This is a genomic window from Gracilibacillus phocaeensis (assembly GCF_900626275.1).
Taxonomy (GTDB): domain Bacteria; phylum Bacillota; class Bacilli; order Bacillales; family Amphibacillaceae; genus Gracilibacillus; species Gracilibacillus timonensis.
Window position 1 is genome coordinate 245,185 of record NZ_LR131145.1, and the last position, 23,206, is coordinate 268,390.

A 23,206-nucleotide genomic window follows, 5' to 3' on the forward strand; every position below is an offset into this window, starting at 1 on the left:
CACGTACTTTCTAATATGCTATTCCAATTTCTTGTACAAAATAATCCTCTGCTGTATAGGTATCCAATGTCACTCCTTCGCATTCTGCTAGTATTTCTCTTAAGTTGCTTAATCCTAACCCCCTGTTCTCTCCTTTAGTTGAAAATCCCTTTTGATAAATTTGGTGAATCGGTGGTACATCACGGTAACTATTCTTCACAATAATAAGGTGAGCATGTTCTTTTTCAATAAAGGCGACCTGGATTCGCGGATCTTCCGCGTTCATCGCAGCCTCAATCGCATTATCCAGTATAATTCCCAGGCTACGACATAACTTCATGGTATCGATATGTAAATCGTCAACTGGTTCGGTAATATCCACAATCGTTGGAATATTAAGATCCTGTGCCTTGATGATCTTATTAGAGACGATGCCTTTTACCTCCTGAACCTTTACTTTCGATATCGCACCTAATTGATAATTATTGGATTCAAATTTCTGACCGATGGGGATAATTTTTTCGGAAAAATATTTCTTTAGTTTCTCTAAATCGTTTAAACTCAAGTATGCAGACATGGTGGATAAAATATTGATATAGTCATGGCGGAATTTTCTAATTTCGTCATACTGTAATTCTAATGCTTCCGTGTACTCTCGAAGTTGTTCGTTTTGCACTCTTTCATTCTCCATGCGAAAATTATTGGCTGCTGTACGGATGAGGACGATAAACATACTGAATAATAAGATGGTATAAAAGAGAAATAAAATGCTATTCGCTTGTATATTTTCATGGCTGAAGCCTTGCTGTTTACCCATGAAGATGTTTACATAAAAGATGATGATAGTCATAGCAACAAAGGAAATAATTAACTTCCCATATACTCCTTTAAGAAAACGATATATTTGAAATTTAGTGAATAGTTTTTTTAGTAGTAAAGATAACGCAATTATTAATAGAAATTGTATGATAAGGACACTAACAATTCTTTGTTCAGCATTCAAGTCCAATATATTCATGCTTTCTACAAAAAAAGTAAACATTTGCGCAATATAATCACCTAATACAAATAAAATAACTGGTATAAAAGTAATCAAAATACTAAGAATTGGCTGACCGATCTTTAAATACAAACATGCGATAAAGAATATTAATAGAGGAAAAATACCCATAATACCTATGATTGTAAACAATATGTAACCAACTATTTGAGAAACGATAAACATAAAGGATAATAATCGTAATCCAAATGGTTTTTCAGATAAGATATATATACCTAACACAATAGCTAATAATTGAAAAAAGATCACAAAAAAAGTAAGCATAAACATCACCACCTTGTTTTATGCTTACAGTATAGCACATATTTCTATGAAAATTTACTTATCTAGACGATCTTGTCGCAATAATTCTTTAGGAACTTCTGGTTCATAGGAAAAACCAATACATTGAGAGCCGATCGAATCCTTGCCAACTCTCATTGCAACGTTTCCTGCAACCTTTGCCACACCTTGCTTCATGCCATCAGCCAACTTGTTCTTCATAAGATTCATAATTATCATAGCTCCTTTGCAAAATTTTATATGAAACTGGAAGTATGCTAATCACTTGAATAGCCACTCCAGCTATCACCATGGTTTTTATCATCGCTATTGGTACAACCAACGCAACGATCATTAGTATAATACATGTAAGAACCGACTTATTACGTAACTTCTTGCGCTTCTTTTCCCCAATTAACGGGTGCTTTTCTGTATCTGCCGGGGCAAAATAATAGATACTTAGAATACTTAACAAAAATAGAGCCCCTATCACATAATTGCCAAGTACCACATCCCTTAAAAAGTAAGGGATTACAACAAACAGTACAACACTTACTATGGTACACACAATACTTGATTTAGCGTGTAACCCGAAAGAATATCTGCGTAGTAGCACATAAGCGCCATGGAGGATCAATGTTTCCCAAAAAACCTGTAAGAGGAAAGCTAAACCATATACGATAATTCCTTTGGTTAGATTCGTTAGAATAACCTCTATCCCTAGCTTCATCTTGAGGTAGTCTAGCTCTTCCATACTATTTTTCCCTTTTATCCATAAAGACATCCTGTTGGCAGCTCTTTCTGGCATTGCTTCAATTCTTTCAAGTTTGGATAGCAAGACTATCACTCCATCAACTAAATTTCTATCAGTTTATCACAACTTTCTACAAAATATTTATGCCTATTCCTAAATGATCACTTTTTGTTCCTAAACGAATGAAAAAGATGCCTTTAGGTCTAATGACATGTTTTTTGTCGATATTGGAGTTTTTAGTATTAGAAAAATAATCCAGGTGCCACCTTGATGAAATAAAATGCCCCAGCATTTGCCGGAGCCTGCCTTAATCAAGACAATGTTCATCAATGAAAATACAATGTCTTCATCTTAACGATCAATTAAATATTGTCCATTAGAAGCAATTACTTCTTGGTACCAAGTAAAACTATCTTTTTTTATCCTTTCTAGTTTTTTCACATCATGATCATCGCGATCCACGTAGACAAAACCATAACGTTTTCTAAAACCACTAGATGTACTCAGTAAATCTATAAAAGACCAAGCCATATATCCCCATATTTCTACTCCATCTTTCATTGCTAATTGCAACTGTTGCAGATGTTTGTTTAAGAAATCTATCCTCTCTTGATCATGAATTTTTTGATCACCCGTTACTTGATCCAAGGTCCCAATACCATTTTCCGTAATCATTATCGGAATATGATATCGATCGTAAAGTTCATTTAACAGATAACGAAAACCGATTGGATCAATCTCCCAATCCCATCTGGTCTTGTCTGTATATGGATTGGCAGCCCCTTCAAAAATACCAGGTATATTATCAAATTGTGTATCGTCATCTTCACCATCATAATTAAGCTTTAATTCTTTTTTCTCGGCTTCTGCTGAGATATATTTCACAACACGGGATTGGTAATAATTAATTCCAATAAAATCTGGTTTCGCAGATTTTATTATAGCCATATCTCCTCTCTCAATGGTAGGCTCTAACCCGTTTTCTACTAGATAATTCCACACAAAAGATCTATATTCGCCTTTCATATATAGATCCATAAATAAATATGTCCTTAAATCATCTGCATGTCTGGCTGCTAAAACATCTTCTGGTTTAGATGTTGCTGGATAATTTGGAATGATACCTAGAGCTGGTCCTATCTTTGCTTCTGGCAACATTTCACGGCACAGTTTTACTGCTTTTGCATGCGCTAAAGTCATAATATGATTCATTTCATATTTCTGTTTCTCTAATGGCACGTCAGGCGCAAACTCCATTAAATACGGTAACTGAAACATATTACTTTGCTCATTAATAGTTAGCCAGTAGTTCACATCAGGAAATTGAGTAAAAAGCACCTCACAAAATTCCTCAAAATCTACAATTACTTTCCTAGAAGACCACCCACCATATTCCTCTTGTAAGCATTGCGGTAAATCAAAATGGTAAATAGTAACAATAGGTTCTATTTGATATGCTTTTAATTTATCCAAGATATGACGATAAAATGATATTCCCTCTTGATTTATCTCTCCACGACCGTTGGGTAAAATTCTTGGCCAAGCAATAGAAAAACGATAGGCCTTTAACCCAAGCTCTCTCATAAGCTCAATGTCTTCTTCCCAGTGCTGATAATGACCAGAAGCAACACTAGGATCTGCATAATTACTGTTCATATTCTTTTCGACAACCGATAATGTTTTCCCATGAGTCAGATGTTCACCTTCGATTTGATAAGCAGAGGTTGCTGCCCCCCAAAGAAAGGAATCTGGAAATCGTTTATTTATTTGCATAGACACCTTTATCACTTCCAATCGGTTTATTACTGTTCTTCTAATTTTTTTATTCTTTGATCGAATGAACGAGAGATTTGCAATAAATTCTTTGCTATATTCCATTCACTCATAACCGTCATCAAATGATCTTGTGCATGAGTAAATAACGTTGAGAAAATAATCTCTTCTCCTTTTGCCTCTTTTTGGATTGTATCTGTCTGTACAGAGTGGGCTTGAGACATATGCTTTTTCGCTTGTGCCAACGATTCTTCAGCTAATGAAAAATCAAATGTTTCTATGTGTTTTAAAGCAGCTTGAATATCTGCACGTGCATTACCTGCCCCTAATATGATTTGCATCGCGACTTCCTGTAATGCCTCTTTGTTATCTTGACTCAAATGGATCATCTCCCAAAATTGATAAATTAGGCTTACGCCTCTGCTTCTTCTGCTACTTTTTGTTTGTCATAAACCTTGACAAATGGATACCATATAATAAATGATACAATGAAGTTAACAAGTAAAAGTAGTAAGCCACTAATGTCTGTATTCACTAAATAGGTGGAAATCCCAATTGGTAAATACCATAACTGCAACACCTCTGCTGGCAATGTAATAACTCCAAATGAAAGCACCAGATAAGTGATGGCAGGCATCACAATACCATTTAACCACATCGGGATCATTAAGATTGGATTAAAGGCAACAGGAGATCCAAATACCACAGGTTCATTAATGTTAAAAATAGATGGTACAATAGTCACTCGACTAATCGCCTTCAAATGATTCGATTTTGCAATAACAAGCATGATAATTACCAATGGCAATGTGGTTCCCATACCACCAATCCAAATCCATGCCATTAACGTTTCAAACGTATGAATATTAGCAGGATTCAAGCCTTGTGCCACTTGACTTGCATTCTGTTCAATTCCTGCAATCCACATCGGAAACACAACCGGGTACAAGGCCCATGGACTGATACCAAAAGTATATAAAAACACACAAATAAAAGTAAGAATAACAAAACCAACAAAGCTTTGACCAATACTATTCAGCGGTTCAAATAGACTAAGAATCGAAGCATAAAGATCGAAACTCCCAACAATAGTAGCAAGCCATCCAGCTACTAATAAAAGGGTAATCGGTACAATTGTATCAAACCAAACAATAATAAAATCAGGTAAGGAGCTTGATTCTTTAAAAAATGAGATCTTACTAAATAAATTAAAAACAAATCCTACTAATAAACCAACGATAATAGCAACAAACATGCCATTAGCACCGAATCTTTCAAAGGAAAAAATAATTTGCCCATCTTCATTAAAGGTAGGTGAAAGTAATAATAAAAACATCGCTGCACCAGTCAATCCAGCAATTAGTTTCCGATCATTCTTCTTCAACTTTTCCATAATAAAATATGGTGCTAAAAATGAGATAAATAAACTCATTAAACCAAACGAAAAATCACTGATAGGCTGTAAATTCGGCATATTAGGTATCACATCGTTTAGGATCATAATTAAGGTAATTAATGATCCTACAAGTATTAAAGGCAAAACACCCATGATAGACTCTTGGATGGCTGATACCCAGGCATTTCGTGTGATTTTGTTCATCTTAGGGGCAAATGACCGATTCATATACTCAATTAGTTTGTTCACGCTTATCCCACCTTAATGAATTATTCTAAACCCAATTCTTTTACAATAATATCCATACCTTTCTCACCATTCAATGTGCCGTATGTCATCTGATCAATGATTTGATACGGGATATTTGTACCAGCAAGCTGATCGGCAATATCGTCTTGAATATAGCTTAGATGGGGGGCAATTAACACCATCGCAATCTTGTCCATATAATCATTTAATTCTGACTCTCCACGAGCAATTACTTCCACCTCTAAACTTTTTTTCTTAGCTGCCTTTCGAATATTCTGTGCAAGAAAACCACTTGAGGCTCCTCCACTACAAATTAATAAGATGGTTTTTTTCATTTCTAAATCCTCCTTGTTTTTGTGTATTTATATTATGACAAATAGGTGGCATGCTAACCAATATCTATCTTGCCTACCCATTGGAAATAACTTTATTTTCGAGATAGAATTGAATTGAACTATAATGAAATCAATGGTTGAAAAGGAGGGATATGGTTCATGAAAGAGAAAAATATCGAAGCACTGATTCAAATACTGAAGGAACAGCAGGACTGGCTGACTACAAATGAAATATTACATTACTTAAATATTTCTTCCCGTACATTGAGGAATTATATCCAGTATATTAATGAACAATATCGACCATCGCTTTCGATAGAATCGTCCAGTGCTGGATATCGTTTAAAAACAAACCATGAACAAGTTATCTTTCAACCGATGGATATGAATCCAAAAAACAGAGTATACTATATCCTTCAGCAATTGATTTTAGTAGAAGAGGGACTCGATATATTTGACTTGAGTGAGTATATGTTTGTAAGCGTACCGACTATTGAAAAAGACCTTATCGAATGCCGGAAACTGACCTCAGATTACAACTTAAGCATTGATCGCACTCAAGATCGTCTCTTTCTGCATGGAAAAGAAATTGACAAACGAAAAATAATGAGCTTTATTTATTATAAGGAATACAATACTACCTTTTATAACATTATTGATCTAGAAAAAATATTTGGTTATGAGCTACACACTTTTAAAGAAGAGTTATTGGAAATCGTTCAACAGCATGGCTATGATATTAACGAGTACACATTAGGTAATATTATTTATCACATTATTATATCAATTGAACGCATGCAGGATAATCAATACGTTCATCATCTAGCCTATCCATATAAAGAAACATTTATTTCCATGACCATTGTCCATGAAATTCAAGACTTAATTGAATCATACTTCCATGTTCATATGGACAAAAATGAATTATATTATTTACAAGCACTGATTAGTAGTAAAACGACTAATTTATCAAAAGATAAAGGAAATATAGTTAAAGCACCATTTTGGAATCTAATTCATGAGATCATCGTAAAAGTGAATGAAAATTACTTCATTAATTTAGAAGATGATGAATTTAAAACCAAGTTTGCTCTGCATGTTCAGAACTTGGTGATAAGAACTTCTAATCACTTTTCATCCAAAAATCCTTTAACACAGTCAATTAAAACGTCTTCTCCACTTATTTATGATTTATCTGTCTATATCAGTAATTTGATTTCAGAAAAATTAGATATAGACTTGCATGAAGATGAAATCACCTATATTGCATTACATGTAGGAAGCTGCTTAGAATTAAAACAAAAACACCATGATCAGCTTGAGGTTATACTAATTTGTCCAGCTTATAATAATTTACAATTTCAACTAAAGGAGAAAATAGAGCATTACTTTGCTAACCAGTTACGTGTGGTAAAAATAATAACGAGAGTGGATAAAGAATTAACTGACATAAAAACAGATTTTCTTATTTCTACTGTAGAAGTGCCATTACATCTGAATCTTTCGCAGGTAGTTATTAGTACTTTTTTAACCTCTGATGATGTACTTAATATACAAAAACTACTCAACAGGAAAAAGAAGGAAAAACGACAGCAACATATAAAACAAAATCTTCTGTCTCTATTTGACCGTCGTCTTTTTATGTTAAGTGATCAGACATTTAATGACGAGTTTGAAGTAATCCCTTTTATCACAGAGAAAATGGCCACGCTTCATTTAGTGAAAGACGATTTTATTGATAACGTAATAAAAAGAGAGAAGCTATCCTCTACCTCGTTCAACAATATTGTAGCCGTCCCCCATTCTATCCATATGGATGCTTTGCAAACAACTATTGCTGTACTAATTACCAAGAAACCGATCAAATGGGGGGAAGCAGATAACATTCGAATTGTCTCGTTAATTGCTATGAACAAGAATGAACGCAATATATATCGGGATATATATGACGAATACATTAAAATTCTTTCTAGCCCTTCAAATGTGAGTAAACTTGCAAATTCCAAATCCTATGAAGCATTCATTGACCAATTAATGGATTTTATTGATCAGCAGGAAACATAAAAAATAAAAGTCATGCCCTTGATGGACATGGCTTTTTCTTTTCACAAAATAGCTTTAATCTCTTTAAAAAAGGGAATACATTACCAGAACAAAAAAGGACGTTAGACATCCTATCTATATTTAATTGATTATCTATGTATAGTCCGAATAATTAGGCATTATCAACAGTTATATTTTTTATTTCAAGCAAAAATTCAATCTAAAAAGCAGGAAAATGGCAGTTCAATGGAGAAATAAATTCTACCATGTCCAATTCTGTCTTCAAAGAGAGGGGTAAACAAGATGAGTAATATATTAATGACTGGTGGTACCGGCTTAGTAGGAACAGAACTAGTAGCTCACTATTTACATCAAGGAAACCAGGTGATTGTGCTAACACGAAGCGAGCGAACGTCTGAACATCCTGGATTACGTTATGTCAATTGGCAAGAAAATGGCTGGGAGACTGCTATTCCCAACATTGATGTGGTCATTAATTTGGCAGGCGCAAGCTTGAGTGAGCGCTGGACAAAAGAGCATAAAAAGGCAATGCTGCAAAGCCGAATCGATACAACCGAACGATTATATAACTTTTTTCAAACAGAGGGGTACTCCCCAACGGTATTATTTAATGCGAGTGCGATCGGCTATTATCCACCTTCTAAATCAGCTGTTTATGATGAATCCCATGTTTACGAGGAGCCGCATGACTTCCTATCAACGATCGTTCATCAATGGGAGGCTGCCGCCAAGAAATTTGAGGCACTCGGCACCAGAGTAGTGATTGGTCGATTTGGTGTGGTCTTTTCTGAAAAAGGCGGCGCACTGGCACGCATTATCTTACCTTATAAATTATTTGCTGGTGGTCAGCTTGGCGATGGAAAGCAGTGGTTTTCTTGGATTCACCTCGATGATGTCACTCGAGCTACCGTGCACTTAATAGCAGACAAGCAAGCAGAAGGGGCCTATAACATCACCAGTCCTAATCCTATCCGACAGCGACATCTCGGTAAATTAATCGGACGAATCATGGCCAGACCGCATTACGCACCGGTTCCTGCTTCTTTATTGCGAGTCCTATTAGGCGAACAGGCCACAATTATTTTAGATGTGCAGAAGGTCTTGCCTAAGCGCTTGGATAGAGCAGGTTTTACGTTTCACTATCCAACTGCTCTCTTGGCGCTTGAAGATATTTTAGCAAAAGAAAAAGCGTAATTAGGCACTTCTCTTATTTTGATACTGCCGAGCGATTAGAAGATATACCCTGCGTTCCCGGAATGTATAACGAGACAGTCTACAAATGGCGACAAATCAACATTATCCTCTCGTTATATAAATGAATATATAACGAGCTTGAAATTCCCAAAATCCTATTGTATCAGCATTTCTCGTTATAAAATAGTGTTTTTCTCGGGAATCCAGGATATACAGCTGGTTCATCGATTACCTTATACCCTCTGCAAGACTTTACAGAAGAAGAACGTGCCGATATGATAGAAAGGGATGGATTACAATTCAGCCATACGATGGAAACCCAGATTCGCGAACAATTGCAGACTGGGGTTTTGTTAAAGTGGAAGAGTATATCCTCTCTCCCGCCATTTCAAGCAAGTTTGGCCATTAAGCAATCATAAGAAAGGTGAGAAAATGAAACTACGCACACTAGAAGAAAAGGACCTACCATTTATTCATGAATTGAACAACGAACACGCGATTATGACCTACTGGTTTCGAGAGCCATATGAATCCCTCACTAAACTAAAGCATCTCTTTCAAAAGCATTTTCTAGATGAATCCGAAAGAAGATTTGTGATAGAGGATGGTGAGGATTTAGTCGGGATCGTGGAATTAGTAGCGATTAACCATATTCATCGTAATTGTGAGATTCAAATCATCATCAAACCAGAGTTTGGCGGCAAAGGTTATGCCAAGTTCGCCTTTCATCAGGCCGTGGATTATGCCTTCCATATCCTAAACATGTACAAGGTCTTTCTCTTTGTCGACACAACCAATGAAAAGGCCGTTCATATCTACAAAAAACAAGGATTTATTTTGGAAGGTACGTTAAAAGAACACTTTTATACCAATGGCGCGTATAAAGATGCTTATATTATGTCCATCTTTAAACGGGATTGGCTGGCAGATCATACATAAAGACTAACGTATGGTCCCCCTCAACGGATCAAGTTGGTTTCCCAATCCACCGCACTTTGCAGTGGATTGGAAATGCTTAAGATCCTTTCCCATTTTTATCTCCCTCTCATACTTTTCATATCCTGCTCTTTCATTCGTTTTTTCTCATTTTCTCGTATAATCGTTGTATAATGACCTTAATCAAGGCAGTGAGATAGGTATCTATCAGCTACTCAAAAGGAAGGTGCAACCTATGAATAAACAACTAATCTACTATGGAAATCTATGTATCGATCATTGTTCGGTATACCTTGCAACCACAGACGAAGGAGTATGTTTTGTCGGTATCCCTAATCATGGCATTGGAGAAGTGCAGGATTGGGTAGAAAAAAAGAAACCCGACTCCTCATTAATCGAGGATCAGAACAAAATCAGGCCTTACAGCGATCAGTTAGTCGAATTTATCCATGGGAAACGGCAATCCTTCAACCTGCCACTGGATATCACGGGCACACCTTTTCAAAGGGCCGTCTGGAAAGAACTCAGCCGTATCCCCTATGGTCAAGTGTTGACTTATACAGATATCGCTGAGCAAATTGGAAATCCTCAAGCCGTACGAGCGGTTGGTGCGGCAATTGGAGCAAATCCACTGATGTTTTTTATTCCCTGTCATCGTGTTTTGAGTAAAAAGGGGGATTTGACAGGCTTTCGTGGCGGTTTAGCGTTGAAAGAATCTTTATTAGCACTTGAAAGCGAGGGAAAGTGTTAGCAGATGTTTCATCATTCTATAAAATCAGGCTCAACCAAGGCATTTTTCTGGAAAATATGTTGAAATAAATGGTATTATTACGATATACCGTTTATCAGAAAAATATGAATATTTATACTTTCACATCCTAATGATTTTATAGAAAAAGGTGAAAACGATGTATTATTCCTTTGAGGTACCCTTTTATAAAAGATTCAGTGATAAGAAGTTTTATTACAATAGTAAGGGGGAAACGGTTGGAGCGATCCAGCGGTTTTACCAGAGTTCCTTCCAAAAACTCTCCACCGTCTTGATTGATGGCCTGTTCTTACATATCTCCAGCGAAGATACGCAAGGAGAGTCTAAAGTCGTGGCTGAACACCATCATTACACCTTACGACACAAGTGGGATGTCCATTATAATCAAAAGACTTTTCTTTTAGAGGATAAAACAAAGGTCAAGAGTCATCCCATCTTTCATTTTCACTATAATGACAAAGAGTATGTGATCACAAAGAAATTTGCCAATAAGTTTATTCATATACAAGAGTCAGACAGCAATCAATTAGCTGCTGAATGGAAATTTTTAAACTTCAAACTTCCTCGAAAAGCGCGAATAGAAATCATGAGCCAGGACTTGGACATTCATTTGGTGATGTGTGTGTTTCTTATTTTGGTTTCTATTTATTAAGGATGTCACTTAAAGAAAGCCATGCAAAACAAACATGTGGATTTCCACGTTTTTATTTCGACATGGCTTTCTTTAATGAAAATGCTTTAAAAAACTCGCCTTCAATCATCACCTTCATCTGGACTACTCGCTCTCTTTGTTACCTCCTGCCTGTGCATTCCCGTTTTCATTCTTATAGGGGTTTAGATGTTTATCTTTTGTTACAAGGGTTTCGCCAAATAAATCATAGCTCAAATACTCATCGTACCGTCCTACCACTTCAGCGAGTTTCTTTTCATAAATAACCTCTTTCATTGGGTGAAGATCGCTTGGATGCCGATGATCAGCGTCGATATATGCCTTGATATATTTTCTTAATTCCCCTATTTCATATTTCTCCATTTCTTCCTTGGTGAACTCACCTTCATATTTCTTTCGTTCCATTTCAATATTCCAGGCTCTTTCTCGCTCCATAAATTGAATCAGTTCATTTTCTACAACCCCACGCACTTTGAAATTTTCTGCGAATAACTCATTTGGTGTGACTTCTAATGTTTGCATAATCTTCTCTAACGTTTGGAACGTAGGATGGTTTACCCCTCGTTCTATCTTCGAAAGGTTTTGTAGATTAATACCAATTTTGTTTGCCAGTTCTTGCTGCGTCCAGCCTTTATACTTTCTAATTTTTTTCAAATTCTGACCTATGTAACTTGAGCTCATTTCTATACACCTCCACATGTTAATCGCACAAGGATTATTATTCACTAGTAAATCCAAAAACAACCTTGACAATTACCTCTATAGCGATTATGATTAAATGAATCCAAAATAACCTTTATAGATTTAATATATATATTATAACCTATTATTTTTGATTTAAAAATCATTCTTTAACGATTAATTGACAAAATTTTTTCTAGCTTTACGTGTTTGTTATTCATATAGTATCACAGCATACTTTTAACCGATTGACGTAATCGATAAACAATAGAAAAAGAGGAGGAGCAGAATGGAGCAGTTGGAAATAGAAATAAACCGAAAGTTATTTTTTACAGAAATGGAGGTAAAGCTCGTTGATGCCACTTTTAGTCTAATGGTGGATAGGGAAAGAGTGATTGATGATGTCATTTCTACCCTCATTGAACTGATCGAATTGTTCTATGTGGAACAGCAAATAATTATGAAATCGCTTCATGAGGTAGTGCATGAAACGAATGAATAGTCTGGCCCATCTACGATCTCAGAAAGTGTCTAAAAACGTCATCCCTCTCCTAGATAGGCACTTTCTGATATGGTCCTGCTCGCTAATTTTTCGTCTTTATTCCATAAGTCAGTATCAGCTTCGTACCTGATGAATTACTATCAATGGAGAGATCAATCCCCAGTAATTTCGGTACTTCATGAATGATATTTAAACCTTTTCGATCCGATTGCTGCAGCTTCTGGTCAGGATTAAAACCGATACCATCATCACGAATAATCAATCGCTGTTCTTGTTCATCCGCTACTCCTTCGATGGTTAAATGACTGGCTTCAGAATGATAGAGCACATTTTGCAAAATATTATCAATCAATCGCTCAAACCATACCTTATCCAGTTCCCAAGTCATATCAGCTGTTACCTGCAACTGCCAGCTTATCCCTTTGTGCTTAAGCGCATTCTGCCATTTGTCCACCATTTCATTCATACACTCTTCCAAATCAATCAGCGTTAAGTGAGTCATAATCGCCTCCGTGTTTATATCATTTTTATGATAAATCCGGTCACTAAGCGTGGCGATAATATTCGCATTTTTATTAATTTCTTGAATGGCTTCTTCTTTGTTCTGTTGGGTTTGTAAGTAATATAAATTAATTTTGATAATCGATAATGGTGTCTTAATATCATGCGACAGTTGATCGAGATATTTTTTTCTAAATTCTTCTGATTCCTCATATTTGCTTTGATTATACTGTAATTGATCAATGAGTATATTGATCGATTCACTTAAATACTGCATATCCTTATATTTTAGATCTGCCGTATTCACAGGATCTGGATAGTTCTGATCCTTGGCAATATCTCGAATCAAATTGGAAAGATGGGTAATCTCCGATGATATATTGACGATAATTCTAGAAAGATAAAACACATATAATAATATCATCGTGGAAAATAACATTAACACATAAAAATAGTTATCTTCCGCCTTAAATGGCGTGTCCGTGCCGTTGAAATAATTTTGGAGGAGATGGGTTCCCAGCACGATATAGTTAGACAACATCAAGGCAAATGGAAAGAATAAGATCGATAGAAACGTGAAAAACAAAATTTTCTTATTCATCTATCTCGTTCCTCTGGATTTACCATCTTGTACCCATAGCCATAAATCGTTTGAATTAGCCGACCTTCCGCATCTATTTTTTGCCGTAAACTGTTCATATAAACACTCAGACTATTTGCTTGACTGCCAGCTCCATCCGTTCCCCAGATATGATGAATAATCTGTTCTCTAGATAGGCTAAGGTGGATGTTGTCACACAGATAAAAAAACAGCTTACTTTCTGTTTTGCTTAGTGGGATTTCCATCCATGGATCACAGTGAAAAATAGTTTGGGTGCGTGTGTCCACTGCTATTTGATCCAAGTACATGATCTTTCCATATCTATCTCGCAATACATTTTTGAGCCTTGCGATTAGCTCCAGCGGTTCAAAAGGTTTGGGGATAAAATCATCGCCAAGTTCAAGCCCCTTGATTTTATCGTCAATTTGGCTATGTGCCGTAAGAAAAACAACCGGCTTCTCAGGATACATTGTTTTGATTCGTTTACAGATCTCGTAGCCACTATCAAATGGAATTTCAATATCCAATAAAAAGATATCGAGCTCATCAAAGATTGCATCATCAAATCGATTATCTGTTTTTACAACCACCTTTTGAAAATACTCACCTAAAAATACATCTAAGAAACGGGAGATATCTAGATCATCTTCCAGCACAAAAATATCGAGCTTTTTAAGTATGTCTTCCATCTATGGATCACCTGTCTTTTTTGTCATCATTAAACGAGCAAATAATCGCCCTTTATTTATAAATTCTTTCGATATACCAACTTGACATTTAACAGCAGCATACCAATCATTAATACCATCAACAGCCCTATCCCTATTATAGTGGATGAGACGACATTCTCGTAATAATACGTAGGATCAATCATCACCAAGCCCAGCCTGTAGCCAAATGCAGGCGGAATCAGATAAGAAAAAGGGGCAGCCATAAAAATCATGGACAGCAAAGAAACCCCTATGCCTATTGAGATACTTGCCACCAGATGCTGCGTCCATTGAATAATCACGGCAAATCCCAACAAAATGGTGAGCACAACAATAACATTCAAAACCGTATAGGAAGACGTCAGCAACCACATATTGCCCCAATCACCATCTACTATCGCATAAAATAATAAGAGAATAACCAACTGCAGCAAATAAATGGCGAATATCATTAAACCAGCTACCGCTATTTTTGAAAAGAGCAGTTTAACTCGTGATTCAGGATACGTGATCCAATCAAGATAGGTTTTGTTTTTGTACTCGATATAAAACACATACGAAATCAGCACACTCATAATAATTGGCAATAGCATAAAATACTGATTGTAGTAAGTAAAGTAAAAACCATTTTGCAGACTGGTATCTCCATTATTGAAGAAAAAATTAGCCAAATTCATCAATAAGGGGAGCAGACTGAGAGCGACAATAACTAAGGTTACTTTTTCACTTTTCATTTTGATCCATTCATTCTTTATCAGCTTCATCATTTGGATTCACCTCCACTAGGTCAGATGACATCAGTCGAATATATACATCTTCCAAGGTTAATTTCTCGGTATTTTCATAGGTACCTTCATCGTTAGCTGTCATACGATGGTACGCAGCTTTATTTAGCAGAAAATATTGACGGTTCTTTTTATCTGCTAAGATGGTCATTTCGTTTGCGATAGCATTTGACTGGGATGGAACCGGACCATAGATATATTCCTTATCGCTATTTTCCAATTCTAAGATTTTTTCACCTTGTCGCATAAATATGAGTGTATCCGCAACCAAAGCGACTTCATTTAAATGATGACTCGATATTAGAATAATTCTCGATTCGGTTTTAATCTCTTGTTCGATCAACTGCCGTAATTCCTTCATTCCCATTGGATCTAAGCCATTAGTCGGCTCATCCAATAACAATAAATCTGGATCCCCCATTAATGCCTTGGCCACGCCAAGACGCTGTTTCATTCCCATTGATAATTCCTTGAATTTCTTCGTTTGGGCATTTACTAGGTCGACCATTTCTAATAAGTCATCGATTCCAGCCTCACTAGCAGTTATCTTCAGATAAGAAGCGTGGAGTTGTAGATTCTCCTCACAAGTAAGCTGAGGATAAAAGGCTGGATATTCAATTAATTTTCCAATTTTCAGCTGATCTACTTCTGGTAAAATATCGCCTTGGTAATCAATGGTGTTTAATAATGCCTTAAATAACGTGGTCTTTCCTACCCCGTTTGGGCCTAATAATCCATATATTTTTCCTTTTTCTAATTCAAGATCAATCCCTTTTAGGATCCTGGTCTCCCCTGTTTGGTAACGCACATTCCGTAATTCCATCCCTTATCTTCCTCCTACATTAAAAATGATTAAAAATGCCACAATGCTGACTATATAAACCACAAACATCCATAAGGCGGGTCGAAAGTTGCTGTCTTTCCATCCATTTCTAACCAGCTCTACAATAAACAAAGATGCCGCCAATAAAAAAGATAGAATCGACACCATAATCAGTAATTTCTCCATGATATGCACGCCTCCTATGAATTTGGATAAGTACACTGTAATCGATAATTATTAAAAAACATTTAATGTTTGCTAGGAGATCGAAAAAAATATAGTAGATGCATTATCTAAAAACACTAGAAAAAAAGAATGATGTATGACATAATAACAGCAGGAACGAACGAATGTTTCTATTGGAAACTTCCCAACTGATATCGTTCTAAAGAAAGGCGATGAATTGAAAATGACAGTTCGATTAATTCTAGCTGAAAAACCATCCGTCGCAAAAAACATTGCCGACGCGCTAAACATTAAAACAAAAAAAGATGGCTATTTTGAAGGAATGAACTATTGTATCACTTGGGCATTTGGTCATCTTGTTGAGCTTTATGATGCCAAAGATTACGATGGGAAGATGCGCCATTGGAAAATGGATTACTTTCCTTTTATTCCTGCTGCCTTTAAATATAAAGTGAAAAGTAATCCAAGAAATCGAGCAAAAACAGATGGCGGTGCTGCCAAACAATTAAAAATCATCCAGTCTTTAATGAGGAGAAGCGATGTGGAGGCGATTATTTCCGCATGTGATGATGACCGCGAAGGACAACTGATTGCAGACAGCATTATCTATCGCGGTGGAACAAAACCAAAAGCAAACGTGTACCGCCTGCTTTTGAATGAATGGACAGAAAAGGAAGTGCTTCGAGGTTTGGAAAATCTCCAATCGAACGCTTCGATGCAGCCACTCCGCGATGCCGGAATCAGCAGACAATGGGCCGATTGGGTGATTGGTATTAATCTGACATCTGTTGCCACTTTAAAGTATCAACAAGGGAAATCCGGTGCGTTAAATATCGGCAGGGTCCTCCTCCCCACCTTAAAAATCATTTATGATCGCGATCAAGAGATAGAGAATTTCAAACCAGAAGATTATTTTAAACTGGCGGCAACGTTTCAGACCGTGAATAACCACGAATATGAAGGAATATATCGCGAAAACAAAACGGAGAAGTTTAAGAAAAAAGAATTATTAGAGCCGATTAACGAAGCTATTGCAGACAAACCAGCCATTATTACAGATAAACAAGTCGAGAAGAAAAAGGAATTCCCGCCTTTTTTATTCAACCTATCTAATCTGCAAGGGTATATCACCAATAAATATAAGGGCTGGACATCGGATAAAGTCTTAAAGACAGCGCAGTCCCTTTACGAGAAAAAATGGATCACTTATCCACGTACATCCAGTATGGCATTGGAAGAAAGCCTAGTTGGAAAAACAGCCCATGTATTAAAGGTACATTCGGAAGACCTTCCTTATAAAGAAGAGGTTCATTTTAGCAAAACCAAGCGAGTTTTTAACAATGCAAAAGTAGAAAGTCATAGCGCCATCATCCCCACTTACCTAAAACCAAAACGCCTGACAGCAGATGAAGGCATCGTATATACCGCTATTAAGAATCGATTTATTATGCAATTTATGCCGGTAGCAGAATATGAAGAGACCAAACTGATTACCAAAGTACTAGACACGGACCTACCTGGTCGTTTTCATTCCAAAGGTAAGGTGCAGTTGGTTGAAGGCTGGAAGAAAGTAGAGAACATCCAATCAAAAGATGCCTTCCTGCCTTCTGTGAACAAAGAAGAACGCGTTCAAATCATAGGGTCTGACGTTACTTCCCATGTCACCAAACCGCCCAAGCATCATACAGAAAGAACCTTGCTTCGCGTGATGGAAAGCTGTGGAAAAGACTATCAAGAGGATGAAAATGAAGAGTTGTTGGGGAGTATTTTAAATGGATTCAGTATTGGGACGGCGGCAACTAGAGCCGAAACGATTAAAAAACTAAAAGATATCGGTTATATCACAACGGATAAGAAGTATCTACTGTGCACAGAGCTTGGCAAACGACTTGTTGACACTTTCCCTGTCAAAAACCTATTCGATTTAGCATTTACCGGACGCCTTGAAAAAGCCTTATCCGATATCGAAAAAGGGAAAGCAAGCAAACAAGCATTTCTCCGTCTCGTCTTTCAGTTCACAACGGAGTCCGTGGCGACAATTAAACAAGATCAGGACGTAGTCATTCACCAGGCAGCCTCCAAACGAGCGACCAATGAGGTATTAGGTACCTGTCCTCAATGCGGTGGCAAGGTGAAAGACGGTTATAAAGCCTTTAGCTGCAGCAATTGGAAGAAGGGATGTAATTTTGCGATTTGGAAGAATGATAAATACTTAGCAGCGATGCGCAAGAAGCCAACAAAGACCATGGTGAAAACATTATTGAAGGAGAAGAAAGCATTCGTGAAGGGGCTAACCAGTAAAAACGGGAAGAAATTCAATGCCTATTTAAGCTATGAAAAGAACGAGGAAAAAGATTATTATAGCTGGAAGATGGAATTTTTAAAGTGATCAATTGTCACTTAAAAATTGATCATATGTTCATTAGAAATGATGGGAGGTTAAAGGGGTGAAGAGCATATGGAATAGCATTAAAAAAATCCTCACCAGTAAATGGGCAGACTTCTTTTTTGTCATCGCTTTTTTTGGTTTATTTTTCATTCTATATGACCATACCATTTTGAAAGGAAATATGGACTTTCTTGGCGGAACATTATTCATCCTTTTTCCTATCTTAATATTCATGAATGGATACAGCATGATTAAAAAATGGAAAAACAAAGAATAGTGGTAGAGGCTGATTCTTATCTGTTTATCCTTAAGAAGAACCTCTGTCAAATGGACAAAGGTTCTCTAGCAATCAAGGGACTTACTCCTTTACCACCAATCCCATTAATGAAGCAAGCTGCACCGCCTGGTGTGTTGATACCTTACAGCCGTTTAAATCTTCAATGGAAACCGTTAATGTGTCAAAACGAGATGTACTAATATCGACCCCTTTTAAGGCCGTTTGTTCAAAGCTTGTCCCACTCAAATCACATAAATCAAACCCAACACCTTTAAACTTACAATCATAAAAATCAGTTTGCTGGAGAACCGCTTCTTTAAACAGGACCTTTTCCAGCTTGGAGTTGCCAAACATCGCCATGTTCACAATCGAATCGTTGAAAGTCACATTGCCGATGGACGATTCGGAAAAGTCGGTCCCAAGTAATTTACAGTTATGAAACTCGACGCGATGAATGGAAGATTCGCGCAGATTAGCATTCGATAGATCACAATTTTCAAAGCGAACATCCGTTAATTGGATTTTGCCAAAGTCCGTATGATTAAACTGACTGTTTTTAATAATAGCATGATAGATTCGCGGTCTCTCTAATATTTCATTGGTAAACTCGGAATCTGTCACAAAAGCCATTTCTAATTCAGGATCTTCCTCGTAGAAAATATCGGTAAAATGGCTTGGTGTTAATGCTTCCGATATTTTTGGAGCAGTAATTTTCACACTATCCCTTCTTTCCTTTATCCATTGAGGTCGTCTAGAACAAATACATTTCCTTGCGATCATAGTAACATTCAGAAAGCTGCGCATCCTTAAAGATCTTGTACATGTCCAGAAACCCATCTGCCAATATGTAATTCTCTAATTCATGGGGATCAATCCAGAATACTTCCCCTTCGTCTGAACTGGTCACGTCCCCAGTAAATCTTGTCGTATGATAAAACAATACCACATATCGCTCATCTGCCTCTGTTTGAAACTGTTTACTGCCACATAATACCGGCTGACTTATCCGCAATCCTGTTTCTTCCTCGACCTCGCGGATAACGGCATCGTGAAAAGATTCTTCTTTTTCAATATGACCGCCCGGAAAGGTTAAGCCTGGCCAATTCGGATTGACGCGATCTTGCACGAGAATCTGTCCTTTTTCGTTCTCGATCAGACACATATTCGTAAAGATTGCTAATTCTGCACGTCCCATTTCCCTTCCCCCACTCCATCCCTTTTATACTATCCATATTATAACAAACATTTGCTAGCCAAACATCCTCTTTTACTTCCCAGTTTCTGCAAAAGTCTCTATTCTTGCACCTATTTGATCCCTAACCCTTTGGAATACGGACCATTCTTGTCCTGCCGGATCATCAAAGCCCCAATGTTCCTTTTTTACATGGGCAGGTATGTGGGGGCAGTTCTGATCGGCATCACTGCATAAAGTGACAACAAGCGTAGCCTGATTCAAGATATCGGCATCGATGACATCCGAGGTATGCTGCGAGATATCAATATCCACTTCCTGCATAGCTTGAATGGCAAGCGGGTTGACACCATGTGCTCTAATCCCTGCAGAGTATACCTCCCATTCGTCTCCCAATATACGTCTAGCCCATCCTTCTGCCATTTGACTGCGACAAGCATTTCCGGTGCAAATAAAATAGATAATATTCTTCTTCATTTCCCTTCTCCTCCTAAAATAATAATAACGTTAGATACAAACCAAACAAGGTAAATACCAATACCGGTATCGTAATCACAATCCCCGTTTTAAAATACGTCCCCCATGAAATTTTCATCCCTTTTTGTGTCAATACGTGCAGCCACAGCAAGGTTGCTAAGGAACCAATCGGTGTAATTTTCGGCCCTAAATCGGAACCAATAATGTTGGCGTAAATCAACCCTTCTTTCACGGCAGCCGTTACAGCCGCTTGATCGATGGCGATCGCATCAATTAAGACGGTGGGCATGTTGTTCATTACCGAACTTAGAAATGCAGCGATAAACCCCATCCCTATCACACTTGCAAATAATCCTTGTTCACCCAATGTCGTTAACACATCTGCCAACATCGTCGTAATTCCCGCATTCTTCAACCCGAATACGACGATATACATGCCAAGTGAAAACACCACAATATTCCACGGGGCACCTTTTATTACTTTTCGTGTATGAACGGCATTTGATTTTCTGGCTAATAGCAGAAAGATGATTGCAACGACACCTGCTATAAACGATACGGGAATGGCAATAAACTCACTCATTAAATAGCCCATCAATAAAATAGCCAACACGCCCCACGCATAAACAAATAATCGCTGGTCCTTAATCGCCATTGCCGGAGATTCCAGCTGTTTCTCATCAAATTGCTTGGGGATGGCCTTCCGGAAATAGATCCATAGTACAACAATACTAGCTAATAATGAAAAAATATTAGGAATGATCATCCGCAAAAAATAGGAAAGAAAATCAATTCCAAAGTAGTCGGCTGATACAATATTAACCAAATTACTGACGATCAGCGGCAAGGAAGTCGTATCCGCAATAAAACCACTAGCAATCACAAACGGAAAGATTGCCCGCTGGTCAAATTGCAAATTGCGGACCATCGCCAGTACAATCGGGGTCAGGATCAAGGCTGCACCATCATTAGCAAAAAAAGCCGCCACGATCGCACCTAGTAAGGAGATATAGATAAACATTCGCACGCCATGCCCCTTTGAGATATGAACCATATGGCGGGCAGACCATTCAAAAAAACCAATCTCATCTAATATCAAGGAAATGATGATCACCGCAACAAACGTAAGCGTGGCATTCCAGACAATCCCCGTCACTTCTACCACATCAGCAAAGGAAACGACACCAGTAATAACGGCTAATACAGCACCTACTGCTGCCGTTATGCCTATATCTAATCCTTTTGGCTGCCAAATAACAAAGATTAAGGTGAGCAAAAAGAGAATGATAGCTAGGAGGGTCATGTTTCACACGTACCTTTCTCCAATTGATCACACACGCATGGGCTAGTAGCTGCGCCAATCGAGGATAATTGACTCGTTATTTCTTCCAACCTCTCTTTATTCAATCGGTACATGGTTTTTGTCCCGTTTTTCCTTGATTGGACTAATTGGTATCTGGCTAACACTTTCATATGATGACTCAAAGTAGGCTGTGAAAAATGGAAGTGTGCTAATAAATCACAGGCACATAATTCATCGCACGATAATAGATCAAGAATTTCTAATCGACTTGGATCCGCTAATATTTTCAAATAATCGGAAAGCTGTTGGTACATCAAAGGTCACCTGCTTCTAAAGCTATTTTTGGTGCAATCATCCGCGATATCCTCTTTCTCAGTGAGAAGTCGAACATCATGTTACTTCTCATTATATATAGATTATCATCTATATATATATTTGTCTATATAATAAAATGCAAAGATATAATCGTCTTCTGGAAACTATTGCTGTACTTTTCATGATCGATTTTATGATTGATTTTTTTATAGGAAAGAGTATGATTATACGTTGCAGGGAAAAAATATACCAGACGAAGGAGGTGGAGGCCAAATGGAAAATATTCATTTAAAAAAGGTAGGAGCAGCAGACTTGGGAGAAGTGACACTTTTGGTTGGTGATCCAGCTCGAGTTGAACTCATTTCTAGTCAATGGGATACGCATCAACTTGTCTCCGAAAATCGAGAATTCATTTTGGTTACAGGGACTTGGAAAGGCACAACGGTTTCTATCTGTTCCACCGGGATTGGCGTCGGCTCTACGGAAATAGCGATCATCGAATTGATTCGCAGCGGAGCAAAAAAACTCGTTCGATTAGGTGGATGTGGTGCGTGGAACGACCGCTTATCAGCAGGTGACTTACTCTTCAATCATGCCATGGTTCGAGATCCAGGTATGCTCCACCAATATGTGAGTGATACATATCCAGCTGCAGCTGACCCAGACTTGTTGGCACAAATCAAATTACAGGCAGAAAATAGCGGATTTCGCGTCCATACCGGTATTGGCATGACTACGCAAAGTTATTATTTAGGTCAATCTCGCGAGCACGGCATTAGCAATGGCCCACAGCCAAATAAAAACTGGATGGATTATTGGAAAGAGCGGCATGTGCTAAACGCTGAAATGGAATCCGCGGTGCTGTTTACATTAGCGTCACTTTATCAAATTCCCGCAGCCAATTGTCTCGTCGTGCATGTCAATCGGCTTAACGAACAATGGGTTTCCGATCAAGACTATCAAGCAATGCATCAACAAGCAGCGAAATTAGTGTTAGACGCTTGTGTCAAAATCAAATAAAGGT

28 protein-coding genes are annotated in these 23,206 nt (G+C 37.5%); 10 read left to right on the forward strand and 18 right to left on the reverse strand.

Annotated elements, in window-relative coordinates:
• Positions 1–10: 10 nt before the first annotated feature.
• From E0E32_RS17315 to E0E32_RS17345, 7 genes are all read right to left on the reverse strand, one after another.
• A complete protein-coding gene (locus E0E32_RS17315; RefSeq protein ID WP_066186348.1) occupies positions 11–1,303 on the reverse strand; it encodes a sensor histidine kinase in 1,293 nt (430 codons plus the stop codon).
• A gap of 54 nt (positions 1,304–1,357) precedes the next feature.
• Positions 1,358–1,531 carry a cyclic lactone autoinducer peptide gene (locus E0E32_RS17320; RefSeq protein ID WP_165445067.1) on the reverse strand — a complete coding sequence of 58 codons (174 nt, stop codon included), beginning with the start codon at positions 1,529–1,531 and terminating at the stop codon, positions 1,358–1,360.
• Positions 1,503–2,138, reverse strand: a complete 636-nt coding sequence (locus E0E32_RS17325) for an accessory gene regulator B family protein (protein ID WP_066186351.1) — start codon at positions 2,136–2,138, stop codon at positions 1,503–1,505. The genes E0E32_RS17320 and E0E32_RS17325 overlap by 29 nt, the downstream gene beginning before the upstream one ends.
• A 267-nt stretch (positions 2,139–2,405) precedes the next feature.
• On the reverse strand, positions 2,406–3,827 hold the full coding sequence (locus E0E32_RS17330) for a glycoside hydrolase family 1 protein (RefSeq protein WP_130860893.1): 1,422 nt from the start codon (positions 3,825–3,827) through the stop codon (positions 2,406–2,408).
• Positions 3,828–3,856: 29 nt separating this feature from the next.
• On the reverse strand, positions 3,857–4,207 hold the full coding sequence (locus tag E0E32_RS17335) for a PTS lactose/cellobiose transporter subunit IIA (protein WP_434059221.1): 351 nt from the start codon (positions 4,205–4,207) through the stop codon (positions 3,857–3,859).
• Positions 4,208–4,239: 32 nt separating this feature from the next.
• Entirely contained in the window at positions 4,240–5,472 is a 1,233-nt protein-coding gene (locus E0E32_RS17340) for a PTS sugar transporter subunit IIC (protein ID WP_066186355.1), read from the reverse strand.
• A gap of 20 nt (positions 5,473–5,492) precedes the next feature.
• Positions 5,493–5,807: a PTS sugar transporter subunit IIB gene (locus E0E32_RS17345; RefSeq protein ID WP_130860300.1), complete on the reverse strand. Its 315-nt coding sequence runs from the start codon at positions 5,805–5,807 to the stop codon at positions 5,493–5,495.
• 159 nt (positions 5,808–5,966) lie between these two features.
• Between E0E32_RS17345 and E0E32_RS17350 the strand changes: the two genes are divergently transcribed.
• The 6 genes from E0E32_RS17350 to E0E32_RS17370 all read left to right on the forward strand — a co-directional run bounded on the left by E0E32_RS17350 (position 5,967) and on the right by E0E32_RS17370 (position 11,422).
• On the forward strand, positions 5,967–7,871 hold the full coding sequence (locus E0E32_RS17350; protein ID WP_130860301.1) for a BglG family transcription antiterminator: 1,905 nt from the start codon (positions 5,967–5,969) through the stop codon (positions 7,869–7,871).
• A 282-nt stretch (positions 7,872–8,153) separates the two neighbouring features.
• Positions 8,154–9,065, forward strand: a complete 912-nt coding sequence (locus E0E32_RS17355) for a TIGR01777 family oxidoreductase (RefSeq protein ID WP_130860302.1) — start codon at positions 8,154–8,156, stop codon at positions 9,063–9,065.
• A 275-nt stretch (positions 9,066–9,340) separates the two neighbouring features.
• Positions 9,341–9,484: a hypothetical protein gene (locus E0E32_RS22355; RefSeq protein ID WP_161485666.1), complete on the forward strand. Its 144-nt coding sequence runs from the start codon at positions 9,341–9,343 to the stop codon at positions 9,482–9,484.
• Between the two features lie 13 nt (positions 9,485–9,497).
• Positions 9,498–10,004: a GNAT family N-acetyltransferase gene (locus tag E0E32_RS17360; RefSeq protein WP_066186366.1), complete on the forward strand. Its 507-nt coding sequence runs from the start codon at positions 9,498–9,500 to the stop codon at positions 10,002–10,004.
• 232 nt (positions 10,005–10,236) lie between these two features.
• On the forward strand, positions 10,237–10,752 hold the full coding sequence (locus E0E32_RS17365) for a methylated-DNA--[protein]-cysteine S-methyltransferase (protein WP_066186367.1): 516 nt from the start codon (positions 10,237–10,239) through the stop codon (positions 10,750–10,752).
• Between the two features lie 157 nt (positions 10,753–10,909).
• Complete coding sequence (locus E0E32_RS17370; protein ID WP_130860303.1) at positions 10,910–11,422, forward strand: tubby C-terminal domain-like protein; 513 nt, start codon at positions 10,910–10,912, stop codon at positions 11,420–11,422.
• Positions 11,423–11,545: 123 nt separating this feature from the next.
• On the opposite strand, the gene E0E32_RS17375 is transcribed toward E0E32_RS17370, so the two are convergent.
• Positions 11,546–12,121 carry a helix-turn-helix domain-containing protein gene (locus E0E32_RS17375; RefSeq protein ID WP_066186373.1) on the reverse strand — a complete coding sequence of 192 codons (576 nt, stop codon included), beginning with the start codon at positions 12,119–12,121 and terminating at the stop codon, positions 11,546–11,548.
• 289 nt (positions 12,122–12,410) lie between these two features.
• On the opposite strand from E0E32_RS17375, the gene E0E32_RS17380 reads away from it, so the two are divergent.
• Positions 12,411–12,623 carry a hypothetical protein gene (locus tag E0E32_RS17380; RefSeq protein WP_066186375.1) on the forward strand — a complete coding sequence of 71 codons (213 nt, stop codon included), beginning with the start codon at positions 12,411–12,413 and terminating at the stop codon, positions 12,621–12,623.
• An 82-nt stretch (positions 12,624–12,705) separates the two neighbouring features.
• Here the strand turns inward: E0E32_RS17380 and E0E32_RS17385 are convergent, their stop codons facing one another.
• Genes E0E32_RS17385 through E0E32_RS17405 form a run of 5 tightly spaced genes read right to left on the reverse strand, consistent with a single transcriptional unit; the run spans position 12,706 to position 16,229 of the window.
• Positions 12,706–13,725 (reverse strand): sensor histidine kinase, encoded by a 1,020-nt coding sequence (locus E0E32_RS17385; RefSeq protein WP_130860305.1) that lies wholly within the window; start codon positions 13,723–13,725, stop codon positions 12,706–12,708.
• The gene (locus E0E32_RS17390; RefSeq protein ID WP_066186381.1) at positions 13,722–14,414 is read right to left on the reverse strand and encodes a response regulator transcription factor; all 693 of its coding nucleotides are present in this window, start codon (positions 14,412–14,414) and stop codon (positions 13,722–13,724) included. Before E0E32_RS17390 ends, E0E32_RS17385 begins: the two co-directional genes overlap by 4 nt.
• Positions 14,415–14,470: 56 nt before the next feature.
• A complete protein-coding gene (locus E0E32_RS17395) occupies positions 14,471–15,202 on the reverse strand; it encodes an ABC transporter permease (protein WP_130860306.1) in 732 nt (243 codons plus the stop codon).
• Positions 15,180–16,043: an ABC transporter ATP-binding protein gene (locus tag E0E32_RS17400; protein WP_130860307.1), complete on the reverse strand. Its 864-nt coding sequence runs from the start codon at positions 16,041–16,043 to the stop codon at positions 15,180–15,182. Before E0E32_RS17400 ends, E0E32_RS17395 begins: the two co-directional genes overlap by 23 nt.
• 3 nt (positions 16,044–16,046) lie before the next feature.
• Positions 16,047–16,229, reverse strand: a complete 183-nt coding sequence (locus E0E32_RS17405; RefSeq protein ID WP_066186388.1) for a hypothetical protein — start codon at positions 16,227–16,229, stop codon at positions 16,047–16,049.
• Positions 16,230–16,452: 223 nt separating this feature from the next.
• Between E0E32_RS17405 and E0E32_RS17410 the strand changes: the two genes are divergently transcribed.
• Positions 16,453–18,618, forward strand: a complete 2,166-nt coding sequence (locus E0E32_RS17410) for a type IA DNA topoisomerase (RefSeq protein WP_130860308.1) — start codon at positions 16,453–16,455, stop codon at positions 18,616–18,618.
• 58 nt (positions 18,619–18,676) lie between these two features.
• The gene (locus E0E32_RS17415; RefSeq protein ID WP_130860309.1) at positions 18,677–18,895 is read left to right on the forward strand and encodes a hypothetical protein; all 219 of its coding nucleotides are present in this window, start codon (positions 18,677–18,679) and stop codon (positions 18,893–18,895) included.
• Positions 18,896–18,976: 81 nt separating this feature from the next.
• Here the strand turns inward: E0E32_RS17415 and E0E32_RS17420 are convergent, their stop codons facing one another.
• The 5 genes from E0E32_RS17420 to E0E32_RS17440 form a co-directional block, all read right to left on the reverse strand.
• Complete coding sequence (locus E0E32_RS17420) at positions 18,977–19,612, reverse strand: pentapeptide repeat-containing protein (protein ID WP_130860310.1); 636 nt, start codon at positions 19,610–19,612, stop codon at positions 18,977–18,979.
• Positions 19,613–19,646: 34 nt separating this feature from the next.
• Positions 19,647–20,090 carry an 8-oxo-dGTP diphosphatase gene (locus tag E0E32_RS17425; protein ID WP_130860311.1) on the reverse strand — a complete coding sequence of 148 codons (444 nt, stop codon included), beginning with the start codon at positions 20,088–20,090 and terminating at the stop codon, positions 19,647–19,649.
• Between the two features lie 72 nt (positions 20,091–20,162).
• The gene (gene arsC / locus E0E32_RS17430; protein ID WP_066186402.1) at positions 20,163–20,564 is read right to left on the reverse strand and encodes an arsenate reductase (thioredoxin); all 402 of its coding nucleotides are present in this window, start codon (positions 20,562–20,564) and stop codon (positions 20,163–20,165) included.
• A 13-nt stretch (positions 20,565–20,577) separates the two neighbouring features.
• Entirely contained in the window at positions 20,578–21,867 is a 1,290-nt protein-coding gene (gene arsB, locus E0E32_RS17435; protein WP_066186405.1) for an arsenite efflux transporter membrane subunit ArsB, read from the reverse strand.
• Positions 21,864–22,184: an ArsR/SmtB family transcription factor gene (locus tag E0E32_RS17440; RefSeq protein WP_066186408.1), complete on the reverse strand. Its 321-nt coding sequence runs from the start codon at positions 22,182–22,184 to the stop codon at positions 21,864–21,866. The genes arsB and E0E32_RS17440 overlap by 4 nt, the downstream gene beginning before the upstream one ends.
• A gap of 271 nt (positions 22,185–22,455) precedes the next feature.
• Here E0E32_RS17440 and E0E32_RS17445 point away from each other — a divergent pair, with 271 nt between their 5' ends.
• Positions 22,456–23,202, forward strand: coding sequence for a nucleoside phosphorylase (locus E0E32_RS17445; RefSeq protein WP_130860312.1), 747 nt, complete (start codon positions 22,456–22,458; stop codon positions 23,200–23,202).
• Positions 23,203–23,206: the final 4 nt, after the last annotated feature.

What these genes read in the sequence shown, in the direction of transcription:
- arsC (WP_066186402.1), bottom strand. Translation starts at nt 20,564, where the DNA reads ATGAAGAAGAATATTATCTATTTTATTTGCACCGGAAATGCTTGTCGC.
- E0E32_RS17380 (WP_066186375.1), top strand. Translation starts at nt 12,411, where the DNA reads ATGGAGCAGTTGGAAATAGAAATAAACCGAAAGTTATTTTTTACAGAA.
- E0E32_RS17315 (WP_066186348.1), bottom strand. Translation starts at nt 1,303, where the DNA reads ATGCTTACTTTTTTTGTGATCTTTTTTCAATTATTAGCTATTGTGTTA.
- E0E32_RS17330 (WP_130860893.1), bottom strand. Translation starts at nt 3,827, where the DNA reads ATGCAAATAAATAAACGATTTCCAGATTCCTTTCTTTGGGGGGCAGCA.
- E0E32_RS17425 (WP_130860311.1), bottom strand. Translation starts at nt 20,090, where the DNA reads ATGGGACGTGCAGAATTAGCAATCTTTACGAATATGTGTCTGATCGAG.
- E0E32_RS17350 (WP_130860301.1), top strand. Translation starts at nt 5,967, where the DNA reads ATGAAAGAGAAAAATATCGAAGCACTGATTCAAATACTGAAGGAACAG.
- E0E32_RS17445 (WP_130860312.1), top strand. Translation starts at nt 22,456, where the DNA reads ATGGAAAATATTCATTTAAAAAAGGTAGGAGCAGCAGACTTGGGAGAA.
- E0E32_RS17370 (WP_130860303.1), top strand. Translation starts at nt 10,910, where the DNA reads ATGTATTATTCCTTTGAGGTACCCTTTTATAAAAGATTCAGTGATAAG.
- E0E32_RS17345 (WP_130860300.1), bottom strand. Translation starts at nt 5,807, where the DNA reads ATGAAAAAAACCATCTTATTAATTTGTAGTGGAGGAGCCTCAAGTGGT.
- E0E32_RS17410 (WP_130860308.1), top strand. Translation starts at nt 16,453, where the DNA reads ATGACAGTTCGATTAATTCTAGCTGAAAAACCATCCGTCGCAAAAAAC.
- E0E32_RS17360 (WP_066186366.1), top strand. Translation starts at nt 9,498, where the DNA reads ATGAAACTACGCACACTAGAAGAAAAGGACCTACCATTTATTCATGAA.
- arsB (WP_066186405.1), bottom strand. Translation starts at nt 21,867, where the DNA reads ATGACCCTCCTAGCTATCATTCTCTTTTTGCTCACCTTAATCTTTGTT.
- E0E32_RS17395 (WP_130860306.1), bottom strand. Translation starts at nt 15,202, where the DNA reads ATGATGAAGCTGATAAAGAATGAATGGATCAAAATGAAAAGTGAAAAA.
- E0E32_RS17390 (WP_066186381.1), bottom strand. Translation starts at nt 14,414, where the DNA reads ATGGAAGACATACTTAAAAAGCTCGATATTTTTGTGCTGGAAGATGAT.
- E0E32_RS17400 (WP_130860307.1), bottom strand. Translation starts at nt 16,043, where the DNA reads ATGGAATTACGGAATGTGCGTTACCAAACAGGGGAGACCAGGATCCTA.
- E0E32_RS17365 (WP_066186367.1), top strand. Translation starts at nt 10,237, where the DNA reads ATGAATAAACAACTAATCTACTATGGAAATCTATGTATCGATCATTGT.
- E0E32_RS17375 (WP_066186373.1), bottom strand. Translation starts at nt 12,121, where the DNA reads ATGAGCTCAAGTTACATAGGTCAGAATTTGAAAAAAATTAGAAAGTAT.
- E0E32_RS22355 (WP_161485666.1), top strand. Translation starts at nt 9,341, where the DNA reads ATGATAGAAAGGGATGGATTACAATTCAGCCATACGATGGAAACCCAG.
- E0E32_RS17355 (WP_130860302.1), top strand. Translation starts at nt 8,154, where the DNA reads ATGAGTAATATATTAATGACTGGTGGTACCGGCTTAGTAGGAACAGAA.
- E0E32_RS17385 (WP_130860305.1), bottom strand. Translation starts at nt 13,725, where the DNA reads ATGAATAAGAAAATTTTGTTTTTCACGTTTCTATCGATCTTATTCTTT.
- E0E32_RS17405 (WP_066186388.1), bottom strand. Translation starts at nt 16,229, where the DNA reads ATGGAGAAATTACTGATTATGGTGTCGATTCTATCTTTTTTATTGGCG.
- E0E32_RS17320 (WP_165445067.1), bottom strand. Translation starts at nt 1,531, where the DNA reads ATGAATCTTATGAAGAACAAGTTGGCTGATGGCATGAAGCAAGGTGTG.